Below are 21,191 nucleotides of genomic sequence, written 5' to 3' on the forward strand. Positions count from 1 at the left end.
GGCGGGAAGTCGTCATCGTTGCTGGCCAGTGATCGGGTCCTGGCCAATATTGGGGGGCGTTCGTGTGGTGGTTCGACAAGGCACCCGTACATGTTTGGCCGAAGAGCTGTTTTTCGCCCGATGGAGGGTCCCAGCGTGCGGGACAGACCGAGGTGTTTTTTACTGCGAGCGGTGGTATCCGGACCACTGGGCCCGTGTGTGGGATTCCGCAGTTGTGGTGTCCGGTTCTTTTCCTGCTCCGGTGTTGGGAGTGATGATGGGTTTCAACAGGATGTTCATCCGTAACGCGATCGATCGCAGCGCCGAAAGCGGCACGGATCGGCGAAGTTTGTTGCGCGCGTTCGGTCTTGCCGGGGCGGGGGCGGCTGCCGGTTCGGCAGCGTTGGCCGGCCTCGGGGCCGATGCTGCTACCGCTGAGGAGGGGGGTCCCTCGGACGGGGCGATTCTGAACTTCGCGTTGAACCTGGAATATCTGGAGGCCGAGTTTTACCAGCGCGCCGCGTTCGGCCGAGGGCTGGACGAGTCGCTCACCGACGGTCGCGGTACCCAGGGGCGGGTGCGTGGTGGCAAGAAGGTGCCGTTTCAGTCCAAGGTGGTGCGTCAGTACGCCGAGGAGATCGCCAAGGACGAGCTCGAGCACGTGCGGTTTCTGCGACAGGCACTGGGCTCGGCCAAGGTCGCCGAACCGGCCATCGACATCAACGAGGCGTTCACCGCCGCCGCCCGGGCGGCCGGGGTGATCGGTCCAGGTGAGACCTTCGATGCCTACGCCAACGACACGAATTTCCTGCTGGCCGCCTACATCTTCGAAGACGTCGGGGTGACCGCCTACAAGGGGGCGGCACCCTTGGTAGACAACAAGACCTTCGTCGACGCCGCCGCCGGGATCCTGGCCGTGGAGGCTTACCACGCCTCCGAACTGCGCACCACCCTCTACGCCAAGGGGCAGGACACCCCGGCGCTGATCGAGGGTGCCAACAAGATCTCGGCCGCCCGCGGCCAGCTCGACAACGGCAAGGACCAGGGCATCCAGGTCGACGGGGCCGCCAATATCGTCCCGGCCGACAAAAACGCCATCGCGTTCGGCCGCACCCCCGGCGAGGTCCTCAACATCGTCTACCTCAACCCCGGCACCGTCTCCCGGGGCGGGTTCTTCCCCGACGGGGTCAACGGACCGATCCGTAGCAGCGGAAAGGCCCCGACGACCGGCGGTGCGGACACCGGCGCAGGAGACGCCGCCGGCGACCAGGGCACGACGCCACACACCGCCACATCCGGAACCGGCGGCGACCCGTCTCACCAGCGAAGGCTTGATCAGAACGGTGACCAGAAATGACGCACCGGCCCCGGCGCGTTGCCCGCAACGGCCACGGTGGTCGCCACCGACGCCTCACAGCGTGGGTGACGGCCACCGTTCTGGGGCTGGCCGGTCTGATCGGCATCATCACTGGAGTCGCATTCGACACCGACCCCCAGCCCCCTGTCGGCCCTTCCGGAAACACCGCAGCACCGCTGGCCGGGACAGACCATCCCAGCATCTCGACTCCGGAGATCAACGAACGGTCGAATTCCACGCTTCCCCCGGCCCGGCCGAGGGCGGTCCGCATCCCGAGCATCGGTGTCGAGGCTCCGGTGGTCCCGCTCGGTCTCAATGCCGACCACACCGTCGAAGTACCGGAGGACTTCAGCCGCACCGGCTGGTACCGTCACGGCCCCACTCCCGGCGAGATTGGATCCGCCGTGATCCTCGGACACGTCGACTCCCATCACGGCCCGGCCGTGTTCTATCGCCTGCACGAGCTACGCTCGGGGGACGCCGTCCGCGTCACCCGCGTTGACGGCACCACAGCCACCTTCCGCGTCGACGCGGTCCGCCAGTACCCCAAAAACCGGTTCCCCACCAACCGGGTGTACGGAGCCACTGACCACGCCGCGCTACGGCTGATCACCTGCGGCGGGGATTTCAACACCACCACACGCGACTACGAATCCAACATCATTGTCTACGCCCATCTCTCCACCTCCAACACCACGGGCTGAGACATCTCCGGACAGCCTCCCCATGTCTCCGGAGTCGCAAAACGGGCCAGCACGTGTTTGTCCCCCACGAAACACGGGCCCACAGGATGCTCCCGTCGAGATGACCAAGCCTTGGCCCTCCACCACGGTGCCTATCGGGCATGTGTCCACGAGCCGTCGTCCTTCCCGAAACTTATATCGCGCTGGAATGAATTGTTCTCAAATATTCCTCCGGCGACGCCACACGAATTAACCCATAAGAGTGACGCCTAGTAGTGCCAACGGGCATTCACGGACGTGTGTGGCGATGCTGTTACCGAGGTTGGTGAGCGACTGTTTCACCGACCTGACCATCCAACCATGAATGATGATTTCATTCCGTAGTTCAGGGAGAATGGTATGTTGCGTAGCAGAACGTGTGCGCTGCTGGGGGCAGCAGCGGTGATGAGTGCCCCTTTGCTGCTGGGAGCCGGCACTGCCACGGCCGAGCAACACGACTCACAGACTTTTCAGGCCAGTTTGCAGCCGTTGAACAACTCGGGAGCTTCGGGCACGATGACGATCACTCTCGACGGCAATGAAGCCACGGTCAGCCAGAACGTCTCCGGTCTGGCCGCGACCTTCCAAAACGGGCCGTACCCGCACGTGCAACACATTCACATCAACGGCCAGGGCCAGTGCCCAACAGCCGAAGCGGATGCCAACGGCGACGGAGTCGTCAACACCGCTGAAGGCAAACCCTCCTATGGGGGGATCGGCACGACGTTCACCACCAGTGGTGATACCAGTCCGGACTCGGCCACCGACATCGACCGAGCGCCCTCCGGGGGCAATTACACCTACAACCGCACGTTCACACTCAGCGAGGAATCCGCCCAACAGGTGCGGGAGAACAACGCGGTGATCGTTGTGCACGGGCTGGACCCGTCCACACTGCCCGAACCCGCCGCCAGCGCCCAGAGCGAACTGGTGCCTTCACTACCGCTGGCCGCCACCTCACCAGCGCTGTGCGCCCCGTTGACGGCCGTCCCCTCCGGGGGTGCCGCCGCCGGTGCCGGCGGAACAGCGGAGATGCAGCAACACCCCTGGCTGCTGACCGCAGGCGGTATGGCGCTGCTCACCGCCGCCGGTGCCGTGGTGGCTCGACGCCACGCGCGCACCCACCAGTAGACACACCCGCGGGGGCCCCACAAGCGTGGTCACCGACGCCGTGGGACGTCGGTGACCACGCTCCTGTGGTTCCCGTCGGAGGAAACCCATAATCCCCTCCCGAGGGGCGCGAATCCGTGTGTAGTCGCACCACTCGTCACCGGCCACGAAGCGAAATCCTCCAATGCCAGGTGACCGGCTCACTCGCTTTCCATCGTTTCCCGTCCCGAATCCACCTTTCCGGAAAAGCTGTTAGGTGGTACGCCCCGACCACCGCCTCGGACACTTCAGCTCCCGGTTTCCCGTCGAAACCCGCGACCACGTCGGGGCGGGACCACCGCTCTGGCCGCCAGTCCGACACCGAACAGGCCGAGTCCACCGAGCACACTGGTCACCGGCAGGGTGCTGGCCAGCAGGAGACATCCGGCGGCACCGAGAACGGTCAGCGGCCGCAGCCAACGGCGCTGTTCGCCGGGGAGGGTGAAGGCGGAGACGTTGGCCAGGGTGTAGTAGACGAGCACGGCGAAGCTGGAAAAACCGATGGCCCCGCGCAGGTCGACGAACAGCACCACCACGGTCAGCACCATCCCCAGCAGGAGCTCGGCCCGGTGGGGAACCCGGTAACGGGGGTGCACGGCCGCCAGCCAGTGCGGCAGCTCGTGGTCGCGGGCCATGGCAAGACTGGTGCGGCCCACACCGGCCATCAGCGACAGCAGCACACCGGCCGAGGCCACCGCACCACCCACGCGTACCAGCACGGCCAGTCCACCCGGATCACCGGCGCGGGCGACCGCGGCCAGCGGGGCCCGCGCATCGGCCAGCTCCTGGGGACCGAGCACGAGCAACGCGCTCGTGGCCACCACCGCGTAGACGACCACCACCAGCAGCAGCGCCAGGGGGATCGCCCGGGGGATGGTGCGGGCCGGATCGCGGACCTCCTCTCCCAGCGTGGCGATGCGCGCGTAACCGGCGAAGGCGAAGAACAGCAGCGCGGCCGCCTGGGTGATACCGGTGATCCCGTGGCTGGTCCAGTCGCCCAGCCGAGTCGGGTCGACCTGGCCTCCTCCGAGTCCGACGGCCACCACTCCGGCGAGAGTCAGCAACGTGAGCACCACCAGCACACGGGTGAGCCGGGCTGTCTTGGTCACCCCGAAGTAGTTCACCGCCGTCAGGACCGCCACCGCCGCCACGGCGACGGGAACCGGGTGCTCCGGCCACGCGTAGGAACCCAGGGTCAGCGCCATGGCCGCGCAACTGGCAGTCTTGCCGACCACGAACCCCCACCCGGCCACGAATCCCCACACCGGTCCGAGGAGACGTCCGGCGTAGACGTAGGTGCCGCCGGACTCGGGGTACCGGGCGGCCAGCCGGGCCGAGGCGGTGGCGTTGCAGTAGGCCACCACCGCGGCCAGACCGAGGGCGATCAACAGCCCGGATCCGGCGGCCGCCGCAGCCGGAGCGAACGCGGCGAAGACCCCCGCCCCCAGCATCGAGCCCAGCCCCAGCACCACGGCGTCGTACGTCCCCAGACGACGGGCCAGCGCGGAGGGCTCGGACGCCATGGCGGATCTCTCCCCGGAACACGAAATCGTGTCCGCGATGGTATCCGCGCTCCCGGGGAACGAGAGTGCGGCCCGGCCGAATCAGTCGGCGAATTCCGGGCAACGGTCGCGGAAATTCCTGTTTCCCGGAGCATGAACATCGCCGCGCTGTCCTCCCCTCCGGAACGGGAGCGCGAACAGAGGCTAGTCATCCACGATGTCACGCGCTCGGGCCACGGCCTCGGTGCGCGAGACACGCAGCCTGTCCAGGGTGTCGCGATGTTCGGGCAGGGCCTCGGATTCCACCCGTCGTTGCACCGCTCCCACCGTGGCCGGCAGTTCGGCACGCCGTTGGCACCGGGCGTCCTGACGGGACAAGGACAGTTCCAGGTCGGCCACTTCCCTGCTCGCCCCCTGCTCGGAGAGTGCCTGCCGCACGGCACGTAACGGACCCTGCATCGTGTCGAAGTCGTGCCCGGCGGAGGACATGCAGTCCGCCCAGCGTTGTTGGGCCGCCTCGAACTCCTCGGAGTCCGTCACCGCCCGTATCACCCTGTTCGACAGGGACTGCACCGTGTGGAAGTCGCGGTACCAGGATTTTCCGTACAGTCTCGTACGGGCGCGATGGACACACCCGTCACTGGAATACGTGAACGTCCGGCCGGTCGGAGTGGTGAAAGAGACCCTGTGCTCCTCGGTTCCGGTCAGTGCCTCCTTCCAACGCTCTCCACGGGAGTTCGCTCGTTCGTCCCTCTTCTCCTCCCGTTCTGCCCTTTCGACGTGGCGCATCGTCATGCCGTACCCGTTCTTCCGTGCCTCTCGTGGAGACAGCAGACCGTACGGGTTGTCCGGACCTTCGCCGTCGGTGACGGCGGGGGAGACTTCGTAGGTGAATCCTCTGTCCGCCATGCATTCGGCGACGAGTCGTTCCTTCGCCTCGTGCAGCAACGCGGCACGCCGCTCCGAGAAGTGCGTGACGCCTCCGAAGGGATAGCCCACCTCGTCCGGAGGTCGGTGGCCGGGGGTGGAGGCACACCCGGCCACCGACAGCGCTACCACCAGGACGGCCACGAGACCGGCCGGGTCGCGAAGACGCATCGAGTCAGACACACCAGTCGTTGGAGGCGATGCCGTCGGCGTAGGCCCCGCGAGGATTGATGTTGATCCCGTCTCCCCGGGCGAGAGTGAACTTACTGCCGGTCATGTTCCTGCCGCTGTAGAGTGCGACGTTGCACCTCGTGCCGTTGTTGTAGGTGGATCCGACGTTGGCGAACTTGGAGTACTGCAGCAGGTTGTTGTTGTCCCCGTAGACGGTTCCCGGGTCCCCGTCGAAGTTCTTGTTGTACCAGGCACAGAGAGCGCCGGAGGGGCACGAGTCGGCCGTGGCGGGGGCCGCGAACCCGACCAACCCGATTCCCGCCATGGCGAAAGCACTGACCACGGCGACGGACTTCTGGCGCAAAGACAATGTATGACCTCCTTGTTCGGAACACGATCGTCCGATCATTCCGTGTTCGCGGAACCGTCGGGAAAAGTCGCCGGAACAAAAGAAGCGCCACGACTCCCACCAACGAGAAGTACTTTTCGGTCGACTATATTTCCGACGATTACTGAACACTGTGTTGATTCTACTAAACACGGTGTCGACGACAAGAGGGTATAGAACAAAACGGGGCAATCTCATACGATGAGCGGCATGCAATACTCCGGGTGGCAGTCACCGAGATATCGGAATCGCACGGCGATCAGCCAGGGCGACATCCAGGAACGCGCCCTGCTGGAGGCGACACGGCGTTTGCTCCAGCAGAAGCTGCCGTCACAGTTGACGGTGGGGAGCATAGCGAGCGAGGCGGGGTTGGCCCGGTCCACCGTGTACTTCTATTTCGACAGCAAGGAGTCGATCCTGTCGGCCACCATCGAGAGCGTGGTGGGTCCCATGATGGACGAGCACGAACAGTTGCTGACCGACAACGGTTTCACGGCAGCCTTCCCCGCCATACTGCGTCTGCTCTTCGCGACGTGGAAAACCCACAGCGGGATACTGTCCGGCGTCATGGAGTTCGTGGCCTCCCATCCGGACTACCGACGCGTGTGGAGGGGATACATGGAACGCAGTGTCGCCCTCCAGGTCGCTGCCCTGGAACGGGACCGACAGCGAGGACTGCCGGTGGGCAGTGGCGACCTGGAAGCGGAGCTGCTGGCTTTCTGCTGGATGGCCGAGCGGTGCTGCTACATGCTGTTCAGCCGTGACCACGACCTCGAGGAGGAGAGGCATCTCTTCGAGGTTCTGTTCGGGATGGTCAGCAGGATCACGGGAACACGACTGTCCGACTCGTCCTCGAACGTGTGGTCGGGGGAGAACGGACATACCGCTGAGGCGTGACGGTCTCCGTGAGATGCCACAGCTTCGGGTCCTGACCTGTTCGCGCTTGCGGCGCGTGGTGTCCTGTTGGGGATCGCCCTGCGGACGTACTGTCGGTGCACTTGCGGGGCCACCACGAGCACTGGCGGGTGGCCGGCGCGGGAGGGTCAACGGCTGTTAGAGTGACCATCATGCCTACGGGAAGTCTTTTCCTCTGACGCGCTCCTCCCGGGGAGCGCGGACGACCGGAGTGCTGTCTCCTCTGGTTCGGTGGCGCCGGGCTGCGGCCCCGCCACTGGTTGTGCATGGCCAAGTCGGCTTGGGTCCGTCTCCCCATTCGGTGACTGCGTTTCGTTCCCACACCGAGAGTTGAGCGACTGATGACTGACCGTATGTCTCGTTCCGCCCCACTGTCCGACTGGTTCTGCGAGCACACCAGCACTCTGCGTGGTTTCGATGTGGACGCGCCGCTGGACGACCTCGAACCGTTGCGCGACATCGTCGGCGACGCGCGGGTGGTGGCTCTGGGCGAAGGGGCCCACTTCGTCCGTGAGTTCACCCACGCTCGACAGCGGATGCTGCGCTTCCTGGCCGAACGCTGTGGATTCACTGTCGTGGCCTTCGAGTTCGGCTTCAGCGAAGCCGCAGCCCTGGACCACTGGCTGCGGGGCCACGGTGATGATGCCGACCTGGCCACGGTGGGTGGAACCACGAACGCCGGGGTGAACCCGGAACTGGTGCACTGGCTGCGCCGACACAACCGCACCAGCGCGCACCCGCTGCGTTTCGTCGGTGTGGACACACCCACGGCCGGCGGTCAGCTGCGCCCGGCGTTGGAACCGTTGGCCGACTACCTGCGCGAGGTGGATCCCGAGGTCGTCATCCTGGTCGAGCGGGCGCTGGCCATCGCCGACCGATTCACCGGAACCTCGGTGGCTGTGGCCGCCCCGAAATGGGCACAGCTGGACAACGCCGAGCAGGACGCACTGACCGCCTCGTTGACACGGCTGCTGCTACGGTTCCGTTCGCTGGAACCCCTGTACGTTTCACGCAGTGACCAGGCTGGCTACGACCGCGCGTTGCGTCACCTCGAGGCGGCCCTGCACGCCGACTACATGTTCACCGCCATGCGCGAGCTCTTCGCCGGCCGGGGGCTGGAAGGGGACACCTCGGTCCGGGACCACTACATGGCCGAATCGTTGCGTTGGCACCTCGACCGCGCCGAGTCCGGCACACGCATCGTGCTGGCCGCCCACAACAACCACATCCAGAAAACCCCGGTGTACTTCGACGGAGAGCTCGCAGCCCTGCCCATGGGCTACTATCTCCACCTCCTGCTCGGCGACGACTATCGGGCGCTGGCCCAGACCCACACGGCCGAGCACGTCGCCGAAATGCATCCGAGCGAGGACACCGAGACCGGCTTCACCGTCACCGAGGAACGCCTCGACACTCCCGAGCCCGGCAGTGTCGAGGCCGCCGTCATCGACGCCGGACACGGCGCCGAGATCAGCCTCACCAGCCTCCGCAACGCACCCTCGGAAGGACTGGACAGCATCCGCACCCAGAGCTCCAGCCTGTCCACTCCCGTACCGCGGGCCTTCGACGCGGTCCTGACCAGCCCCACAACGACCACCTACCACACGGCCAGCCTGCACGACGAGCGTTAAGAGCGATCGGTTCGGGTCCGAGCGAGGGCACACCGCTCGGACCCGAACCGGTTCTCCACCGACGTCACCGTCTGCGTGCGTGCTTCAGGAGGGAACACGATCACTCCGGAGCATCCGTGTCCGCTGGCGGTTCGACGGATGTTCCTCCTTCCCGCTCGTGCAGCAGACGACGGATCACCTCGGTGAGCGCCTGTTCGTCGGTGTCCTCGTGCAGAGCCCGGCTCAACGTGCTCGTCCAATGGGTGAGCAGTCGAGCGTGGTCGTCCCGGTGCTGCTCGGCGACGGACAGCTGATGACGCAACCCCCCGATCGTTTCGTGCAGGTCGGCCACCTGGGTGGCGTGGTGGTGCTGGAGTTCCTCCCGCGTTCGTCGCTGCTCCTCAGCGTGACTGCGCCGGAGCTCGTCGAGTTCCCCCTGGTGTCGCTGTTCGAGCTGACGGGTTTGATCGGCGTGTTCGGTGCGCAGCCGTTCGAGCTCCTCGGAGTGCTCGCGACGGGCCTGCTCCAGGGCGGCGGTGTGTTCGCCGACGAGTTGGTGCACGCGAGCGGTGGCCGTGTCGAGTTGCTCCCGCGTGTCGGCCAGCGTCTGCTGGGTGCTGCGTAGTTCCGCCCGCGTCTCGGCCAGGTTCTGTTCCGCCTCATCGCGGAGTTGGGTGACAGCGGCCAAACGCTGTTCGAGATCCTGGGCGTGGGCGGCGTAGCGGTCACGTTGGCCCTCGGCACGGGACTGGGCGTGTTCGGCGGCGTGTTTGGCCTGTTCAGCCCGCTCGCGGGCCTGTTCTGCTTCCTTTCTGGCCTGTTCGGCCGCGTCCCGCTCGGACTCGGCTTCGCCGCGGGCCCGCTCGGCGGCTTCGCTCTGTCCCCGCGCTTCGGCCGCCTCGGACTCCGCCGCGGCCTGCGCCGCACGGGCCGCGGCGACGTCCTCGTCGAGTTTGCCCGCCACGTTCTCCAGGGAGTGGGTCAACTCGGCCAACGGGGACCGCAACCGGTGCACTCCCTCCAGGGTGGTGGTGACCAGTTCCCCGAGCACGGTGGTGTCCACCATGGCGGCGGGAGAGCGCTGGTCACCGTGGGCCGCCGCCAGCAGCCGTTCCGCCCTGCCCAGTTCGGCGCAGGTCACCGTCCTGCCGTCCACATTCCAGGTGCGGTCGCGTTCGTGGCAGAACTCCCGTTTGCGCCCGGTCCTTGCTTCGGGAAGTACCGCTCGACACCGGCTGTAGGCGCAACGACGCTCCTCAGCCGGTGACCGGGAACTATTTTCGTCACGGATTCCGTCATGACGCTCAGTCGGCGCGCCGTGCTCCCCCGTGGAACCAGGGGAGCGGTGGCGCTGTTGGCCACCCTGCTCGACGCCCTCCGCCCGCTCTTCTGTGAACCGTCCCTCCTCAACAGACACACTCGAAGACTAGCACTTCAGTTCACTGAAAAAAATAAGCCTTGTTTTGTTTAGTAAAGTATATATACAACCTTCTCCTGAGTAGTCGATAAGGACGGTTATCGACTACTCAGAGGATCGAAGGGACGAGCAGCCGCCAGGGGGATGTGGCCACCTCGGCGTCGGGGGTCGGCGGAGGAACGGGACACCTCCGGGGTTTCACGCGTTGACCGGTCGTCGCTGGCGGAGCCCCGACCACACGGCAGGTGCTGGAGCGCCCTCGGAGGGGGAGGGGGTTGCCTTCTATTTTGATAGGTGTCAAATTAGAAGCATGTCGAACCATCTGGATCCGGGGAGCGAGCGCTGGTGCTGTTCCCCGGTGACGGGGGAGCCGTTGTCGGCCGAACAGGCCGGAGAGCTGTCGGCGATGTTCAAGGCACTCGGAGACCCGGTGCGCCTGCGTCTGCTGAGCCTGGTCGCCGCCCACGCCGGTGGGGAGGCGTGCGTGTGTGACCTCGCCGGCGCGTTCGAGTTGTCGGGACCGACGATCTCGCACCATCTCAGGGTGCTGCGCCAGGCCGGGCTGATCGACAGCGAACGCCGGGGCACCTGGATTTTCTACTCGGTGCGACCTCAGGTGCTACGACAACTGTCGGCGGTGCTGGGACCGGCTCCGGCCGCACACGGGACACCCTGATCACCCCAGAGCCGGCGGAGGCCCGTAGTCGGGGTCGCCGCGCTTCTCACGGAATGAGGCGCCTCGGCGCGGATCGGCAGTCCCCCGCCACGGGGGAACATGTCCCCCTGGTTCCGCACGAACACGGCAGACGGATCCGGATGCCCACTCGCGGCGAGACCGGGCGACGAACACGAAGGAAAGGTAACGGGGTGACCAACACGAAGGAGAAGACACCGACCACAGCGGTGGCCCGGCGTATGTCGGCGATGGATCGGTTCCTGCCGGTGTGGATCGGTGTGGCCATGGTGCTGGGGTTGCTGGCCGGCCGGCTCGTGCCCGGGTTGGACACGGCGCTGGACGCACTGCACGTGATCTCCGGAGTGTCGCTGCCGATCTTCGTCGGCCTGCTGGTGATGATGTATCCGGTGCTGGCCAAGGTGCGCTACGACCGGCTGGGCACCGTCACCGGCGACCGGCGGCTGCTGGTCAGCTCGCTGGTGGTCAACTGGCTGGTGGGGCCGGCAGTGATGTTCGCGCTGGCCTGGCTCTTCCTGCCGGATCTGCCCGAGTACCGCACCGGGTTGATCATCGTCGGGCTGGCACGCTGCATCGCCATGGTCGTCATCTGGAACGACCTGGCCCGCGGTGACCGCGAGGCCGCCGCCGTGCTCGTGGCGTTGAACTCGGTGTTCCAGGTGATCGCCTTCGCCGGGCTGGGGTGGTTCTACCTGACCGTGCTGCCCGGCTGGCTCGGCCTGCCCACGACCGCGTTGGAGGTCTCGGCGTGGTCCATCGCCAAGAACGTGCTGATCTTCCTCGGCATCCCGCTGGTGGCCGGGTACCTGTCCCGCCGGTTCGGCGAGCGCGCCAAGGGCCGCGCCTGGTACGAGTCCACCTTCCTGGACCGGGTCGGACCACTTGCCCCGTACGGGCTGTTGTTCACCATCGTGGTGCTGTTCGCCCTGCAGGGCGAGGCGATCACCAGCCGGCCGCTCGACGTGGCCCGCATCGCGCTGCCGCTGCTGACCTACTTCGTGATCATGTGGGCGGGCACCTTCGCGCTCGGTCGAGGGCTGCGCCTGTCCTACGAACGCTCGACCACCCTGGCCTTCACCGCCGCGGGCAACAACTTCGAACTGGCCATCGCCGTGGCCATCGCCACCTTCGGCGTCACCAGCGGACAGGCCCTGGCCGGCGTCGTCGGTCCGCTCATCGAGGTACCGGTGCTGGTCGCGCTGGTCTACCTCAGCCTGGCCGCGCGTCGCCGGTTCCACCCCGAGCCGACCACCGCGCCGGCCGCCGTCGAGCACTCCCAGCGGTAACACCCCCCTCGAACGGGCCCCGAGGAGCGATCCGTGTCCACCACACCCGAAGTACTGTTCGTCTGCGTGCACAACGCGGGCCGGTCCCAGATGGCCGCCGCCCTGCTGGCCCACCACGCGCGGGGGCGAGTGGTCGTGCGTTCGGCCGGCTCCGCCCCTGCCGAGGAGATCAACCCGGCCGTGGTCGAGGTCATGGGCGAGCTCGGCATCGACGTCTCCCAGCAGTTCCCGACGAAACTGGCCACCGAGGACGTGGAGGCCTCCGACGTGGTCGTCACCATGGGCTGCGGGGATGCCTGCCCCGTCTTCCCGGGCAAACGCTACCTCGACTGGGACCTGGAGGACCCCGCCGGCAAAACCGCCGAACAGATCCGCCCCCTCCGCGAGGACATCGACACCCGAGTACGACAACTGCTGCGGGACCTTCTCGACGACGAGGAGAACCGATGACCCCGGGCCTTCATCACCGGACAGCAGGCGGCCCCGCCACCGAGGCCCTCACAACCGGGTGAGTCCGTCACGGCGTGGAAAGGAGTGCTGTCATCGTGGACTGCGACGTCGTGGTGATCGGAGGTGGCCAGGCCGGGCTGGCCGCCGGCTACTTCCTGCGCCGAGCCGGGTGGGACTTCGTCATCCTCGACGCGCAGTCCGAACCGGGCGGGGCGTGGCGGCACACGTGGCCGTCACTGCGGCTGTTCTCCCCGGCCGAGCACAGCCCGCTGCCCGGATGGCCGATGCCCCGTCAACCCGGCCTCGACTATCCGACACGTGCCCACGTCGTGGACTACCTCACCCGCTACGAACGGCGCTACGCACTGCCGGTGCACCGACCGGTGCATGTCGACGGTGTGCACCGGGACGGTGCGCGAGCCCTGGCCGTGTCCACCGACCGGGGGACGTGGCGGGCCCGGGTGGTCATCAGCGCCACCGGCACCTGGCGAGCCCCCTACGTCCCGTCCTATCCCGGCCGGGACATCTTCACCGGCCGCCAGCCGCACACGGTCTCCTACCGTGGTCCCGAGCAGTTCCGCGGACACCGCGTTGTCGTCGTCGGTGGTGGTAACTCCGCGGCGCAGATCCTCGCCGAGGTCTCGAACGTGGCCGAGACACTGTGGGTCACCCGGCGCCCGCCCCGGTTCATGCCCGACGAGGTCGACGGGCGTGTGCTGTTCGACGTGGCCACCCGCCGCGAGGCGTCCCGCCGGTCCGGATCCGAGGACACCGGCGGTGTGGCCGCGCTCGGTGACATCGTCATGACCCCCAGCGTGCTCGAAGCCCGCCAGCGCGGCGTGCTGCACGCCCACCCGATGTTCACCCACCTCACCCGGGACACCGTGGCCTGGTCCGACGGCTCCGAACACCCCGCGGACGCCGTCCTCTGGTGCACCGGCTTCCGCCCCGCCCTTCGCCATCTGCGGCCGCTGGGACTGCGTCGTCACCACGGGATCATCCCCACCGAGGGCACCCGTTCGGTGCAGGAACCACGCCTGTACCTGCTCGGCTACGGTGACTGGACCGGACATGCCTCGGCCACCCTCATCGGCGCCGGCCGCACCGCCAAGAGCACCGTCGCCGCCATCACTCGACAGCTGTCCGCCCAACACACCGCCGGAATCTGAACACCGCATCCGGACGCCCGTTGTCCGCCGCCGCGGTCCGGGGAAGTCGGGAACGGATTCGGCACCGGAGATACGGTTTCGGTCGATGACGCTGACGCTGCCCGAGTTGCCCGACCTGCCGGTGCGGCCGATGCTCGACGAGATCGGCACGACCCTGGAACAGCACGGTTCCACCGTGCTGGTGGCCCCTCCCGGAACAGGCAAAACCACCCTCGTTCCTCTGGAGCTGGCCGCTCGGGGACTCCGCGTGGTCGTGGCCGAACCACGCAGACTCGCCACCAGGGCGGCCGCCACCCGCATGGCCGAGCTGCTCGACGAACCGGTTGGCGCGCGGGTGGGCTACGCCGTGCGGGGGCAACGCAGGTCCTCGCCCGAGACCCGGATCGAGGTGGTCACCTCGGGGTTGCTGGTGCGACGTCTGCAGTCCGATCCCGAGCTCGCCGGGGTCGACGCGGTCGTGCTCGACGAGTGTCACGAACGGCACCTGGACGCCGACCTGCTGTTGGCGCTGCTGATGGACGCCCGGGACGGGTTGCGGCCGGATCTGCGGGTCCTGGCCACCTCGGCCACGGTGGACAGCGACCGCCTGGCGAACATGCTGGGGGAGCGACAGCCGGCACCGGTGCTGAACGTTCACGGCCGTTCCCACCCGGTCGAAACACGTCACGTCGCTGCGCTGCGCAAGGAACGCGTCGAGGCCACCGTGGCCCGGGCCGTGCGCACCGCCCTGGACGAGCAGCCCGGTGACGTGCTCGCCTTCCTGCCCGGGGCCGGCGAGATCGCCCGTACCCGGGAACTGCTCTCGGCCGAGTCCGACGTGGACGTGTTACCACTGCACGGGCGGCTGTCGACCTCCGAGCAGGATGCCGCGTTGCGCCCCCGAAAGCGCCGACGGGTGGTGCTGGCCACGGCGGTGGCCGAATCCAGCCTCACCGTTCCCGGCGTGCGGGCGGTGGTGGACTCGGGGCTGTCCCGCGTTTCGCGCGTGGACCACCGCAGGGGTCTGTCCGGGCTGGTCACGGTCCGGGTTCCCCTGGCGGTCGCGGAACAACGTGCCGGACGCGCCGGTCGGGAAGCCCCCGGTGTCGCCTACCGCTGCTGGCCCGAACACGAACACAACAACCTGGTGCGCTACCCCGAGCCCGAGATCCGTACGACGGACCTCACCCGGCTCGCCCTGGAGCTGGCCTGCTGGGGAACCCCGGACGGAGGTGCCCTGCGCTGGTGGGACAGCCCGCCTCAGGGACCGTTGACGGCCGGACGCGAGGTGCTCGCCGCCCTGGGCGCGCTGGACGCCACGGGCGAGGTGACCGAACGGGGACGGCGCATGGCCGAGTTGGGGCTGCACCCACGGCTGGCCCGGGCGCTGCTGGACGGAAGCGCCCGGGTCGGACGTCGTAGCGCGGCCGAAGTCGTCGCGCTGCTCGACGACGACACCCTCACCCGCGAGACCGACCTCGCCGCCGCGCTGCGGACACTCCGCGCAACCGGGGAAGGGGCCCGGCGCTGGCGCCGCGAGGTGCGCCGTCTGGAAAAACTGGTTCCCACCCCGCAGAACCCGCCCGACCCCGGGGACGAAGCCCTGGTGGTGGCGCTGGCCCATCCCGAGCGGCTGGCCCGGCGTCGCGCGCCCCGTTCCCGGGTGTATCTCCTGGCCGGGGGAACGGCCGTGGAGCTGCCTCGTTCCGAGGTGCGCGAGGACCCCTCGGGGATGCCCACCTCCGAGGGGCTGGCCGGCTCCGAGTGGCTGGCCGTGGCGATCGCCGAACGCGAGCCCCACCGTACGCACGGGTTCGTGCGGCTGGCAGCCCGGGCGGACCAGCGGCTCGCCGAACAGGCCGCCCCGGAACTGATCACGGAGACCGACGAGATCACCTGGGACGACGGCGATGTCCGCGCACGCACCGTCCGAGCGCTGGGGGCGATCGTGCTGTCCGACAAGCCCCTCCGCACCCCGCCGGCTGCCGCGACGCGCGCGGCGCTGGTGCAGGGGCTGCACACCGAGGGGCTCGAACGGTTGTTGCACTGGGACGAACACGCCCGTCAGCTCAGGGACCGGGTGGCCTTCCTGCGTCGGTTGTTCGGAGCCCCCTGGCCGGACACTTCCGAAGCCGCTCTGCTCGAGACGATGGACACCTGGCTGGAGCCCGAGTTGTCCACGGCTTCCTGCCGGACCGATCTGAACACGATCGACGCGGGGCAGGCGCTGCACCGACTTCTGCCGTGGCCCGAGGCCGGAAGACTGGACGAGCTGGCTCCGCCGCGTATCGCTGTTCCCTCCGGCAGGTGGGTGCCGGTCGACTACAGTGAACAGCAACCCGCCCTGCCGGTGCGGTTGCAGGAGGTCTTCGGGTGGAGCAGTGTGCCCACCGTCGCTGAGGGAAGGGTGTCGGTGTTGATGCGTCTGCTCGACCCGGCGGGGCGTCCGGCCGCGGTGACCGGTGACCTGACCTCGTTCTGGAACAACGGCTACCATCAGGTCCGGGCCGAACTCCGGGGTCAGTACCTCAAGCACGACTGGCCTCAGGATCCGTGGAAGGCCGTTCCGAGTCCTCCCGGCAAGGGGCGAGGAGCCTCCGGTTCATGATCGTCACCGTGACGGAATGAGCACGAGGAAACCCCTCTCCCTGACAGAGGCACGGCGTGGTCGTCCGGATGGTGAGGGGGCTCTGTGAATCCGCCCGCGGTTGCCCGTCGCTCTCGAGCGGAAGCACATGGACGAGGACGCCCTCCTCGGAAGGAGCGACGGAGAAATCGTTTTCTCGTGATCATCTCGTCTCGGAGGGCTCACGAGAGGACTCGTCCGTCGAGCCCGCCTCCACCGAGACGTCGCCACCGTGGGGGTCGAGTCGGTGTAACGTCGCCGGGAGGACGAGACCGGGAAGCAGGTGACGCCACAGCCTCGCGAGCATCTCCGTCAGCTCGGGGCGTTGCCCCGTGGCATGCCAGAACAGTCGCGTACCCAGGTACGCGGCGGCGAGGGTGTCCGCCGACTCGGCGGGATCAGTGCCGGGCAGTGTCTCCCCGGCCTTTGCGGACCGGCGGAGCATGCCCTGGAAGGTCGCGCTCCACTCCCGGTAGGCTGCAGGGCAGTCCTTCCCGGACAGGGACTCGGCTGCCATGCGGGTCTCCGCCCGCAGCAGGGGATCACGTTCCCCGGCGTGAGCGGCCCGGTGGGTGAAGTCGATGGAGTCCTGTGCGTACGGTTGCCCGCTGTCCGGAGGCACCACTGCGGCGCGTTCCTCCAGCACCGCCCGCACCAACGCGTCTTTGGAGGGGAAGTGAAAGTACAGGGCGCCCTTGGTGACACCGGCACGCTGCAGGATCTCGGAGAGGCTGGCCTTCTCGCATCCGCGTGCGGCGATGACTTCGGCTCCGGCTCGGAGGAGGGAGCGCCGAGTGCGTTCCGCGCGTTTCTGTCTGACCATGTCATGGCTCCGTTCCCTCTCGGTCGTCGAGGAACAACTGCTCGACGAGCGCTCGTTCCCGCCGCGCCGCGACGGTGCCGACAGGGCACCTATAATAAACCAACTGCGCGGTTTTATAAATCCGCGTCCAGACAACTACCACGCTCGGAGGAACGCTGAACGTGAAACTGTCCCCTCCGGGGGGGACGTCTTGCGGACTGGGACTGAACCTCCTCCCATGTCGCCGACCGGTCCGCTTGCCTGTGAAGGAACTGCTCGGTGTTCGGTCTCGCCATCACCAACGCCGTCGCCCGGGAACCGGTCACGCGGCAGACGCCATCCGAACTGCGCGGAGTGATCTGTCACCCGGAAAACACACTTCCCCGAAACGAGGACAGCGAGATCTGACAGACTGCATCGACTCTTTTTGACCTCGTTGTTGTGACACTGCGATATTTTGTTCATGTCGCAACGCTTAGTCGGTCCCACCGCCCTGAGCATGTTGACGCTCGGACTCAACCTCATGACAATGTCAGGTTTCTACGGCCTTCGGGGAATCCCGAACAAGGGCCTCGTACGGTATACACGGCTCGACGTGGGAACGGCCCGCTGGACACCGGGTGAATAACTCTCCGCTCCAGTCGCAGCGCAGGCTCGACACCGACCGCATCGAGGTGGTCGGTTCGCTCGACCGGATCCACGGACCTCTCAGTGCCATAGCAGCTTGTCCGAGGTCAACACCCACACTCCGCACCAGGTCAGCGGAGTATTCCCGACCGTCTACCCGCGGACCGGGCAGGACGGACGGGGAGCGCATGGCGACTAACCACTTCATCGTCACCCATCCACACTGGTTCTTCACCAGAGTGTCAGGTGCATTCTCATGACCGCTGAAGGAACCTCTGCCACCCCGGACACGGCGGTGGAAACGCAACAGCACGTGGGGCTGAAAGGCTGGCTCACTGTGTTGTCGGTGACCGTGGGAATCTTCTCGATGGTCACGGCCGAACAACTGCCGGTCGGACTGCTCACCGCGGTGAGCGGTTCCCTGCACGTCACCGAGGGCACCGCCGGACTGATGGTGACCCTGCCCGGTCTGGTGGCCGCGATATCCGCCCCGGTCATCCCCGTGGCGGTCGGCAGATTGGACCGACGGATCCTGCTGATCGCGCTGATGATCATCATGGGCGGCTCCAGCCTGCTGTCCACCTTGGCCCCCAACTTCGCCGTCATGCTGCTGGGTCGGGTGCTGGTCGGCATCACCATCGGCGGCTTCTGGGCCGTGGCGGGCAGTCTCGCGGTGCGCCTGGTCCCGGAGCAGTACGTTCCCCGGGCCACCGCGCTGATCTTCGGGGGCGTGGCCGCGGCTAACGTCTTCGGCGTACCGCTGGGCACGCTCATCGGCGAACTCGCCGGCTGGCGCACGGCGTTCGCGGCCCTGGGAACGCTGGCCCTGATTGTGTTGGTCGGGCTGGTCTCACTGCTGCCGAAACTGCCCGCCAGCGAACCGGTACGGCTGAGCAAGCTGGCCGAACAGTTCCGCAACCACGCGGTCACAGCCGGAGTGATCGCCACCTTCCTGCTGGTGACCGGCCACTTCGCCGCCTACACCTTCGTCAGCCCCGTGCTGCAGTCCATCTCCGGGGTCAGCGTGGGACTGATCAGCTCCCTGCTGCTGGGATACGGCCTGGCGGGCATCGTCACCAACTTCGTGGCCGGCTCCAGCTCGGGCCGCAACGTGCGCGGCACCGTGTTGACCATCAGCCTCGCGCTGGCCACGGTACTGGCGTTGTTCCCCCTGCTCGGCGGCACCGTCGCCAGTGGGATCGTACTGCTGATCATGTGGGGACTGGCCTTCGGCGGCGTCTCGGTCAGCCTCCAGACCTGGATGATCAAGGCGGCACCGCACGAGACCGAGGCCGCCTCGGCGCTGTGGGTGGCCATGTTCAACCTGTCCATTTCGCTGGGCGCCCTGTTCGGCGGCGTGGTGGTCGACACCACCTCGCTGTCCAACGTGCTCTGGCTCGGCGCCGTCCTCGTGGTGCTCACCACGCTGACCGTGTGGAGCACCCGTAACTCGGGGATGGACCGGCCGGCGCAGGCACGCTGATCCCGACCGAAGCGCGAGGTGAGGGGCAGTGGAGCAGCGGGGGTCATGGAACGAACGCCGAAACACGAGGAGGGAGACCGTGAGCGCCCCACCGCTACGACGTGATCTGCAACCGGAGCTGTCCGGCACGGTACTGCTGCCGGGGGAGGCGGAATACGAGCACGAGCTGGCCGGCTTCAACAGGATCTTCGAGCAACGTCCCTCGGTCGTGGTGGCGGCGGCGAACTCCGCCGACGTGCTCACCGCGGTGCGTCACGCCGCCGAACGGAATCTGCCGGTCGCGGTACAGTCCACCGGCCACGGCGTCGCCGTTCCCAACGACGGGGGAGTGCTGATCAGCACCGCGGCGATGAAAGGCGTCCACATCGACCCCACCGGCCGTACCGCCCGGGTCGAAGCCGGAGTTCGCTGGGGAGAGCTGCTCCGACGGACAGCCCCGTTCGGGCTCACCGGACTCAACGGGGCCTCGCCCTCGGTGGGAACGGTCGGCTATGTCCTCGGAGGCGGTCACGGCCCGCTCGGCCGTTCCTACGGTTACGCCGCTGACCGAGTACGCGGTATCGAACTGGTCACCGCCGACGGCACGTGGCGTCGCGCCGACCCGCAACGGAACCCGGAGCTGTTCTGGGGGATGCGCGGCGGAAAGGGCAACTTCGGTGTGGTCACCTCGATGGAGTTGGAACTGTTCGAGGTCTCCCGTGTGTACGGGGGCGGCCTGTTCCTTCCCGGAGAGTCGGCGGAGGCGGCGTTGCGGACGTGGCGCGACTGGACCCGCACGGTCCCGGACGAGATGTATTCCGGCATCGCCCTGGTGCGTTTCCCCCGACGGACCACCGTCCCGGAACCGGTGCGCGGCCGGTTCGCGGTGCACCTGCGCATCGCCTACAACGGGCCTGCCGTAGAGGGCGAACGACTGGTGCGGCCGCTGCGGGGGATCGCGCCCGCCCTGCTGGACACGGTCACCGAGATGCCCTACAGCCGGGTGGGCGAAATCCACATGGACCCCACCGAACCCGGGGTGTACTACGAACGTTCGGCGCGACTGGCCGAACTCGACGACGCCGCCCTGTCGGCCGTGCTCGACCTGGTGGGACCGGACGGGGACTGTCCTCTTCCGGCGGTGGAACTGCGTCACCTCGGGGGCGCCCTGCGGCGTCCGCCCGCCCATCCCAACGCGGTGCCCTACCGGGAGGCCGCCTACACGGTGTTCTCCGGTGTGCCGGTGGCACCGCACCAGCGGGCCGAGGTCGCCCGGCACCAACAGCGTCTGATCGAGGCGGTGGAGCCCTGGCGGATCGGCGGGCCGTTTCTCAGCTTCATCAGTGCCAGGGAGAACGATCCCGACCACGTCCGCTCCGCCTACGAGCCGGACACCCACGAGCGTCTGACCGCGTTGAAACACGCTTACGACCCGGACAACCTGTTCCGTTTTAACCACAACATCCCCCCATCCGCCGAGCGGACGGTGTGAATCGGTCTTCCGGGGAGTGCCCCACGCGATCCTCTCCGGGGCGCTGAGGTTCGCCGCACACCCTCCCTCCCGCCTCCGCGAAGACAATGATCGCCCCCGGGTGTCTGCCAGTGCCGGGGGCGAGGTGCCGCGCGCTGAAACCATCTCGGGGAGTCCGTGACAGCCGCTGTCCTTCTCCGGCTCTTTTCGTGTCTCCTGAGCTCCCTATTTAAGACCGTAAGGTCTTTTTACGCACGCGAGCTCGTCTCGTCAGGTACTCCCTTTCCTCCGCCCATGCCAGAGCGAGCGTTTCCGCCGCGCACGAGAGTGCCTTTCATCAGGTAGTTCACAGTGAACGCGGAGCCTCCTCTCCCGGAAGGCTTCTCCCGTCACTCGGGGATTGAAAAACCGCCCAGTTGGTTTTATTATTTTGCGTGGAACCTCAGTTCCGCCATCGAAGGGGATGCGCACGCCGAGGGCGAGCACTT

General features: G+C 67.4%; 18 protein-coding genes. 13 read left to right on the forward strand and 5 right to left on the reverse strand.

Annotation, left to right across the window (positions count from 1 at the left end; all coding sequences use genetic code 11):
* Positions 1–256: 256 nt before the first annotated feature.
* The 3 genes from CEP50_RS12275 (at position 257) to CEP50_RS12285 (ending at position 3,189) form a co-directional block, all read left to right on the forward strand.
* Positions 257–1,336, forward strand: a complete 1,080-nt coding sequence (locus tag CEP50_RS12275; protein WP_106114107.1) for a ferritin-like domain-containing protein — start codon at positions 257–259, stop codon at positions 1,334–1,336.
* Positions 1,337–1,401: 65 nt separating this feature from the next.
* A complete protein-coding gene (locus tag CEP50_RS12280; RefSeq protein WP_219905448.1) occupies positions 1,402–2,040 on the forward strand; it encodes a class F sortase in 639 nt (212 codons plus the stop codon).
* Positions 2,041–2,418: 378 nt separating this feature from the next.
* The gene (locus CEP50_RS12285) at positions 2,419–3,189 is read left to right on the forward strand and encodes a hypothetical protein (RefSeq protein WP_219905449.1); all 771 of its coding nucleotides are present in this window, start codon (positions 2,419–2,421) and stop codon (positions 3,187–3,189) included.
* Positions 3,190–3,455: 266 nt separating this feature from the next.
* Here CEP50_RS12285 and CEP50_RS12290 read toward each other — a convergent pair whose 3' ends face one another.
* The 3 genes from CEP50_RS12290 to CEP50_RS12300 all read right to left on the reverse strand — a co-directional run bounded on the left by CEP50_RS12290 (position 3,456) and on the right by CEP50_RS12300 (position 6,177).
* A complete protein-coding gene (locus tag CEP50_RS12290) occupies positions 3,456–4,730 on the reverse strand; it encodes an APC family permease (RefSeq protein WP_106114085.1) in 1,275 nt (424 codons plus the stop codon).
* A 183-nt stretch (positions 4,731–4,913) separates the two neighbouring features.
* A complete protein-coding gene (locus tag CEP50_RS12295; RefSeq protein WP_181188354.1) occupies positions 4,914–5,819 on the reverse strand; it encodes a hypothetical protein in 906 nt (301 codons plus the stop codon).
* Positions 5,812–6,177, reverse strand: coding sequence for a peptidase inhibitor family I36 protein (locus CEP50_RS12300; protein ID WP_219905450.1), 366 nt, complete (start codon positions 6,175–6,177; stop codon positions 5,812–5,814). Before CEP50_RS12300 ends, CEP50_RS12295 begins: the two co-directional genes overlap by 8 nt.
* A gap of 219 nt (positions 6,178–6,396) precedes the next feature.
* Between CEP50_RS12300 and CEP50_RS12305 the strand changes: the two genes are divergently transcribed.
* Positions 6,397–7,092, forward strand: coding sequence for a TetR/AcrR family transcriptional regulator (locus tag CEP50_RS12305; protein ID WP_106114087.1), 696 nt, complete (start codon positions 6,397–6,399; stop codon positions 7,090–7,092).
* A 359-nt stretch (positions 7,093–7,451) separates the two neighbouring features.
* The gene (locus tag CEP50_RS12310) at positions 7,452–8,741 is read left to right on the forward strand and encodes an erythromycin esterase family protein (RefSeq protein WP_258175182.1); all 1,290 of its coding nucleotides are present in this window, start codon (positions 7,452–7,454) and stop codon (positions 8,739–8,741) included.
* Positions 8,742–8,841: 100 nt separating this feature from the next.
* Here CEP50_RS12310 and CEP50_RS12315 read toward each other — a convergent pair whose 3' ends face one another.
* Positions 8,842–10,137, reverse strand: a complete 1,296-nt coding sequence (locus tag CEP50_RS12315; protein WP_106114089.1) for a hypothetical protein — start codon at positions 10,135–10,137, stop codon at positions 8,842–8,844.
* A 310-nt stretch (positions 10,138–10,447) separates the two neighbouring features.
* Between CEP50_RS12315 and CEP50_RS12320 the strand changes: the two genes are divergently transcribed.
* The 5 genes from CEP50_RS12320 to hrpB all read left to right on the forward strand — a co-directional run bounded on the left by CEP50_RS12320 (position 10,448) and on the right by hrpB (position 16,323).
* On the forward strand, positions 10,448–10,813 hold the full coding sequence (locus CEP50_RS12320; RefSeq protein ID WP_106114090.1) for an ArsR/SmtB family transcription factor: 366 nt from the start codon (positions 10,448–10,450) through the stop codon (positions 10,811–10,813).
* 239 nt (positions 10,814–11,052) lie between these two features.
* Positions 11,053–12,117 (forward strand): ACR3 family arsenite efflux transporter, encoded by a 1,065-nt coding sequence (arsB, locus tag CEP50_RS12325; RefSeq protein WP_106114110.1) that lies wholly within the window; start codon positions 11,053–11,055, stop codon positions 12,115–12,117.
* A gap of 33 nt (positions 12,118–12,150) precedes the next feature.
* On the forward strand, positions 12,151–12,567 hold the full coding sequence (locus CEP50_RS12330) for an arsenate reductase ArsC (RefSeq protein WP_106114091.1): 417 nt from the start codon (positions 12,151–12,153) through the stop codon (positions 12,565–12,567).
* Between the two features lie 95 nt (positions 12,568–12,662).
* Positions 12,663–13,736: an ArsO family NAD(P)H-dependent flavin-containing monooxygenase gene (locus CEP50_RS12335; protein WP_106114092.1), complete on the forward strand. Its 1,074-nt coding sequence runs from the start codon at positions 12,663–12,665 to the stop codon at positions 13,734–13,736.
* Positions 13,737–13,821: 85 nt separating this feature from the next.
* Positions 13,822–16,323: an ATP-dependent helicase HrpB gene (hrpB, locus tag CEP50_RS12340; protein WP_181188355.1), complete on the forward strand. Its 2,502-nt coding sequence runs from the start codon at positions 13,822–13,824 to the stop codon at positions 16,321–16,323.
* 181 nt (positions 16,324–16,504) lie between these two features.
* Here hrpB and CEP50_RS12345 read toward each other — a convergent pair whose 3' ends face one another.
* The gene (locus CEP50_RS12345; protein WP_106114093.1) at positions 16,505–17,164 is read right to left on the reverse strand and encodes a ScbR family autoregulator-binding transcription factor; all 660 of its coding nucleotides are present in this window, start codon (positions 17,162–17,164) and stop codon (positions 16,505–16,507) included.
* A 258-nt stretch (positions 17,165–17,422) separates the two neighbouring features.
* Here CEP50_RS12345 and CEP50_RS20585 point away from each other — a divergent pair, with 258 nt between their 5' ends.
* The 3 genes from CEP50_RS20585 to CEP50_RS12355 all read left to right on the forward strand — a co-directional run bounded on the left by CEP50_RS20585 (position 17,423) and on the right by CEP50_RS12355 (position 20,724).
* Positions 17,423–17,551, forward strand: coding sequence for a hypothetical protein (locus tag CEP50_RS20585; RefSeq protein ID WP_258175184.1), 129 nt, complete (start codon positions 17,423–17,425; stop codon positions 17,549–17,551).
* Positions 17,552–18,026: 475 nt separating this feature from the next.
* Positions 18,027–19,253, forward strand: a complete 1,227-nt coding sequence (locus CEP50_RS12350; RefSeq protein WP_106114094.1) for an MFS transporter — start codon at positions 18,027–18,029, stop codon at positions 19,251–19,253.
* Between the two features lie 79 nt (positions 19,254–19,332).
* Positions 19,333–20,724 carry an FAD-binding oxidoreductase gene (locus CEP50_RS12355; RefSeq protein ID WP_106114095.1) on the forward strand — a complete coding sequence of 464 codons (1,392 nt, stop codon included), beginning with the start codon at positions 19,333–19,335 and terminating at the stop codon, positions 20,722–20,724.
* Positions 20,725–21,191: the final 467 nt, after the last annotated feature.

It is taken from the genome of Actinopolyspora mortivallis (genome assembly GCF_003001495.1).
GTDB lineage: Bacteria > Actinomycetota > Actinomycetes > Mycobacteriales > Pseudonocardiaceae > Actinopolyspora > Actinopolyspora mortivallis_A.

What these genes read in the sequence shown, in the direction of transcription:
- CEP50_RS12290 (WP_106114085.1), bottom strand. Translation starts at nt 4,730, where the DNA reads ATGGCGTCCGAGCCCTCCGCGCTGGCCCGTCGTCTGGGGACGTACGAC.
- CEP50_RS12345 (WP_106114093.1), bottom strand. Translation starts at nt 17,164, where the DNA reads ATGGTCAGACAGAAACGCGCGGAACGCACTCGGCGCTCCCTCCTCCGA.
- CEP50_RS12350 (WP_106114094.1), top strand. Translation starts at nt 18,027, where the DNA reads ATGACCGCTGAAGGAACCTCTGCCACCCCGGACACGGCGGTGGAAACG.
- CEP50_RS12310 (WP_258175182.1), top strand. Translation starts at nt 7,452, where the DNA reads ATGACTGACCGTATGTCTCGTTCCGCCCCACTGTCCGACTGGTTCTGC.
- CEP50_RS12305 (WP_106114087.1), top strand. Translation starts at nt 6,397, where the DNA reads ATGAGCGGCATGCAATACTCCGGGTGGCAGTCACCGAGATATCGGAAT.
- hrpB (WP_181188355.1), top strand. Translation starts at nt 13,822, where the DNA reads ATGACGCTGACGCTGCCCGAGTTGCCCGACCTGCCGGTGCGGCCGATG.
- CEP50_RS12275 (WP_106114107.1), top strand. Translation starts at nt 257, where the DNA reads ATGGGTTTCAACAGGATGTTCATCCGTAACGCGATCGATCGCAGCGCC.
- arsB (WP_106114110.1), top strand. Translation starts at nt 11,053, where the DNA reads ATGTCGGCGATGGATCGGTTCCTGCCGGTGTGGATCGGTGTGGCCATG.
- CEP50_RS12320 (WP_106114090.1), top strand. Translation starts at nt 10,448, where the DNA reads ATGTCGAACCATCTGGATCCGGGGAGCGAGCGCTGGTGCTGTTCCCCG.
- CEP50_RS12285 (WP_219905449.1), top strand. Translation starts at nt 2,419, where the DNA reads ATGTTGCGTAGCAGAACGTGTGCGCTGCTGGGGGCAGCAGCGGTGATG.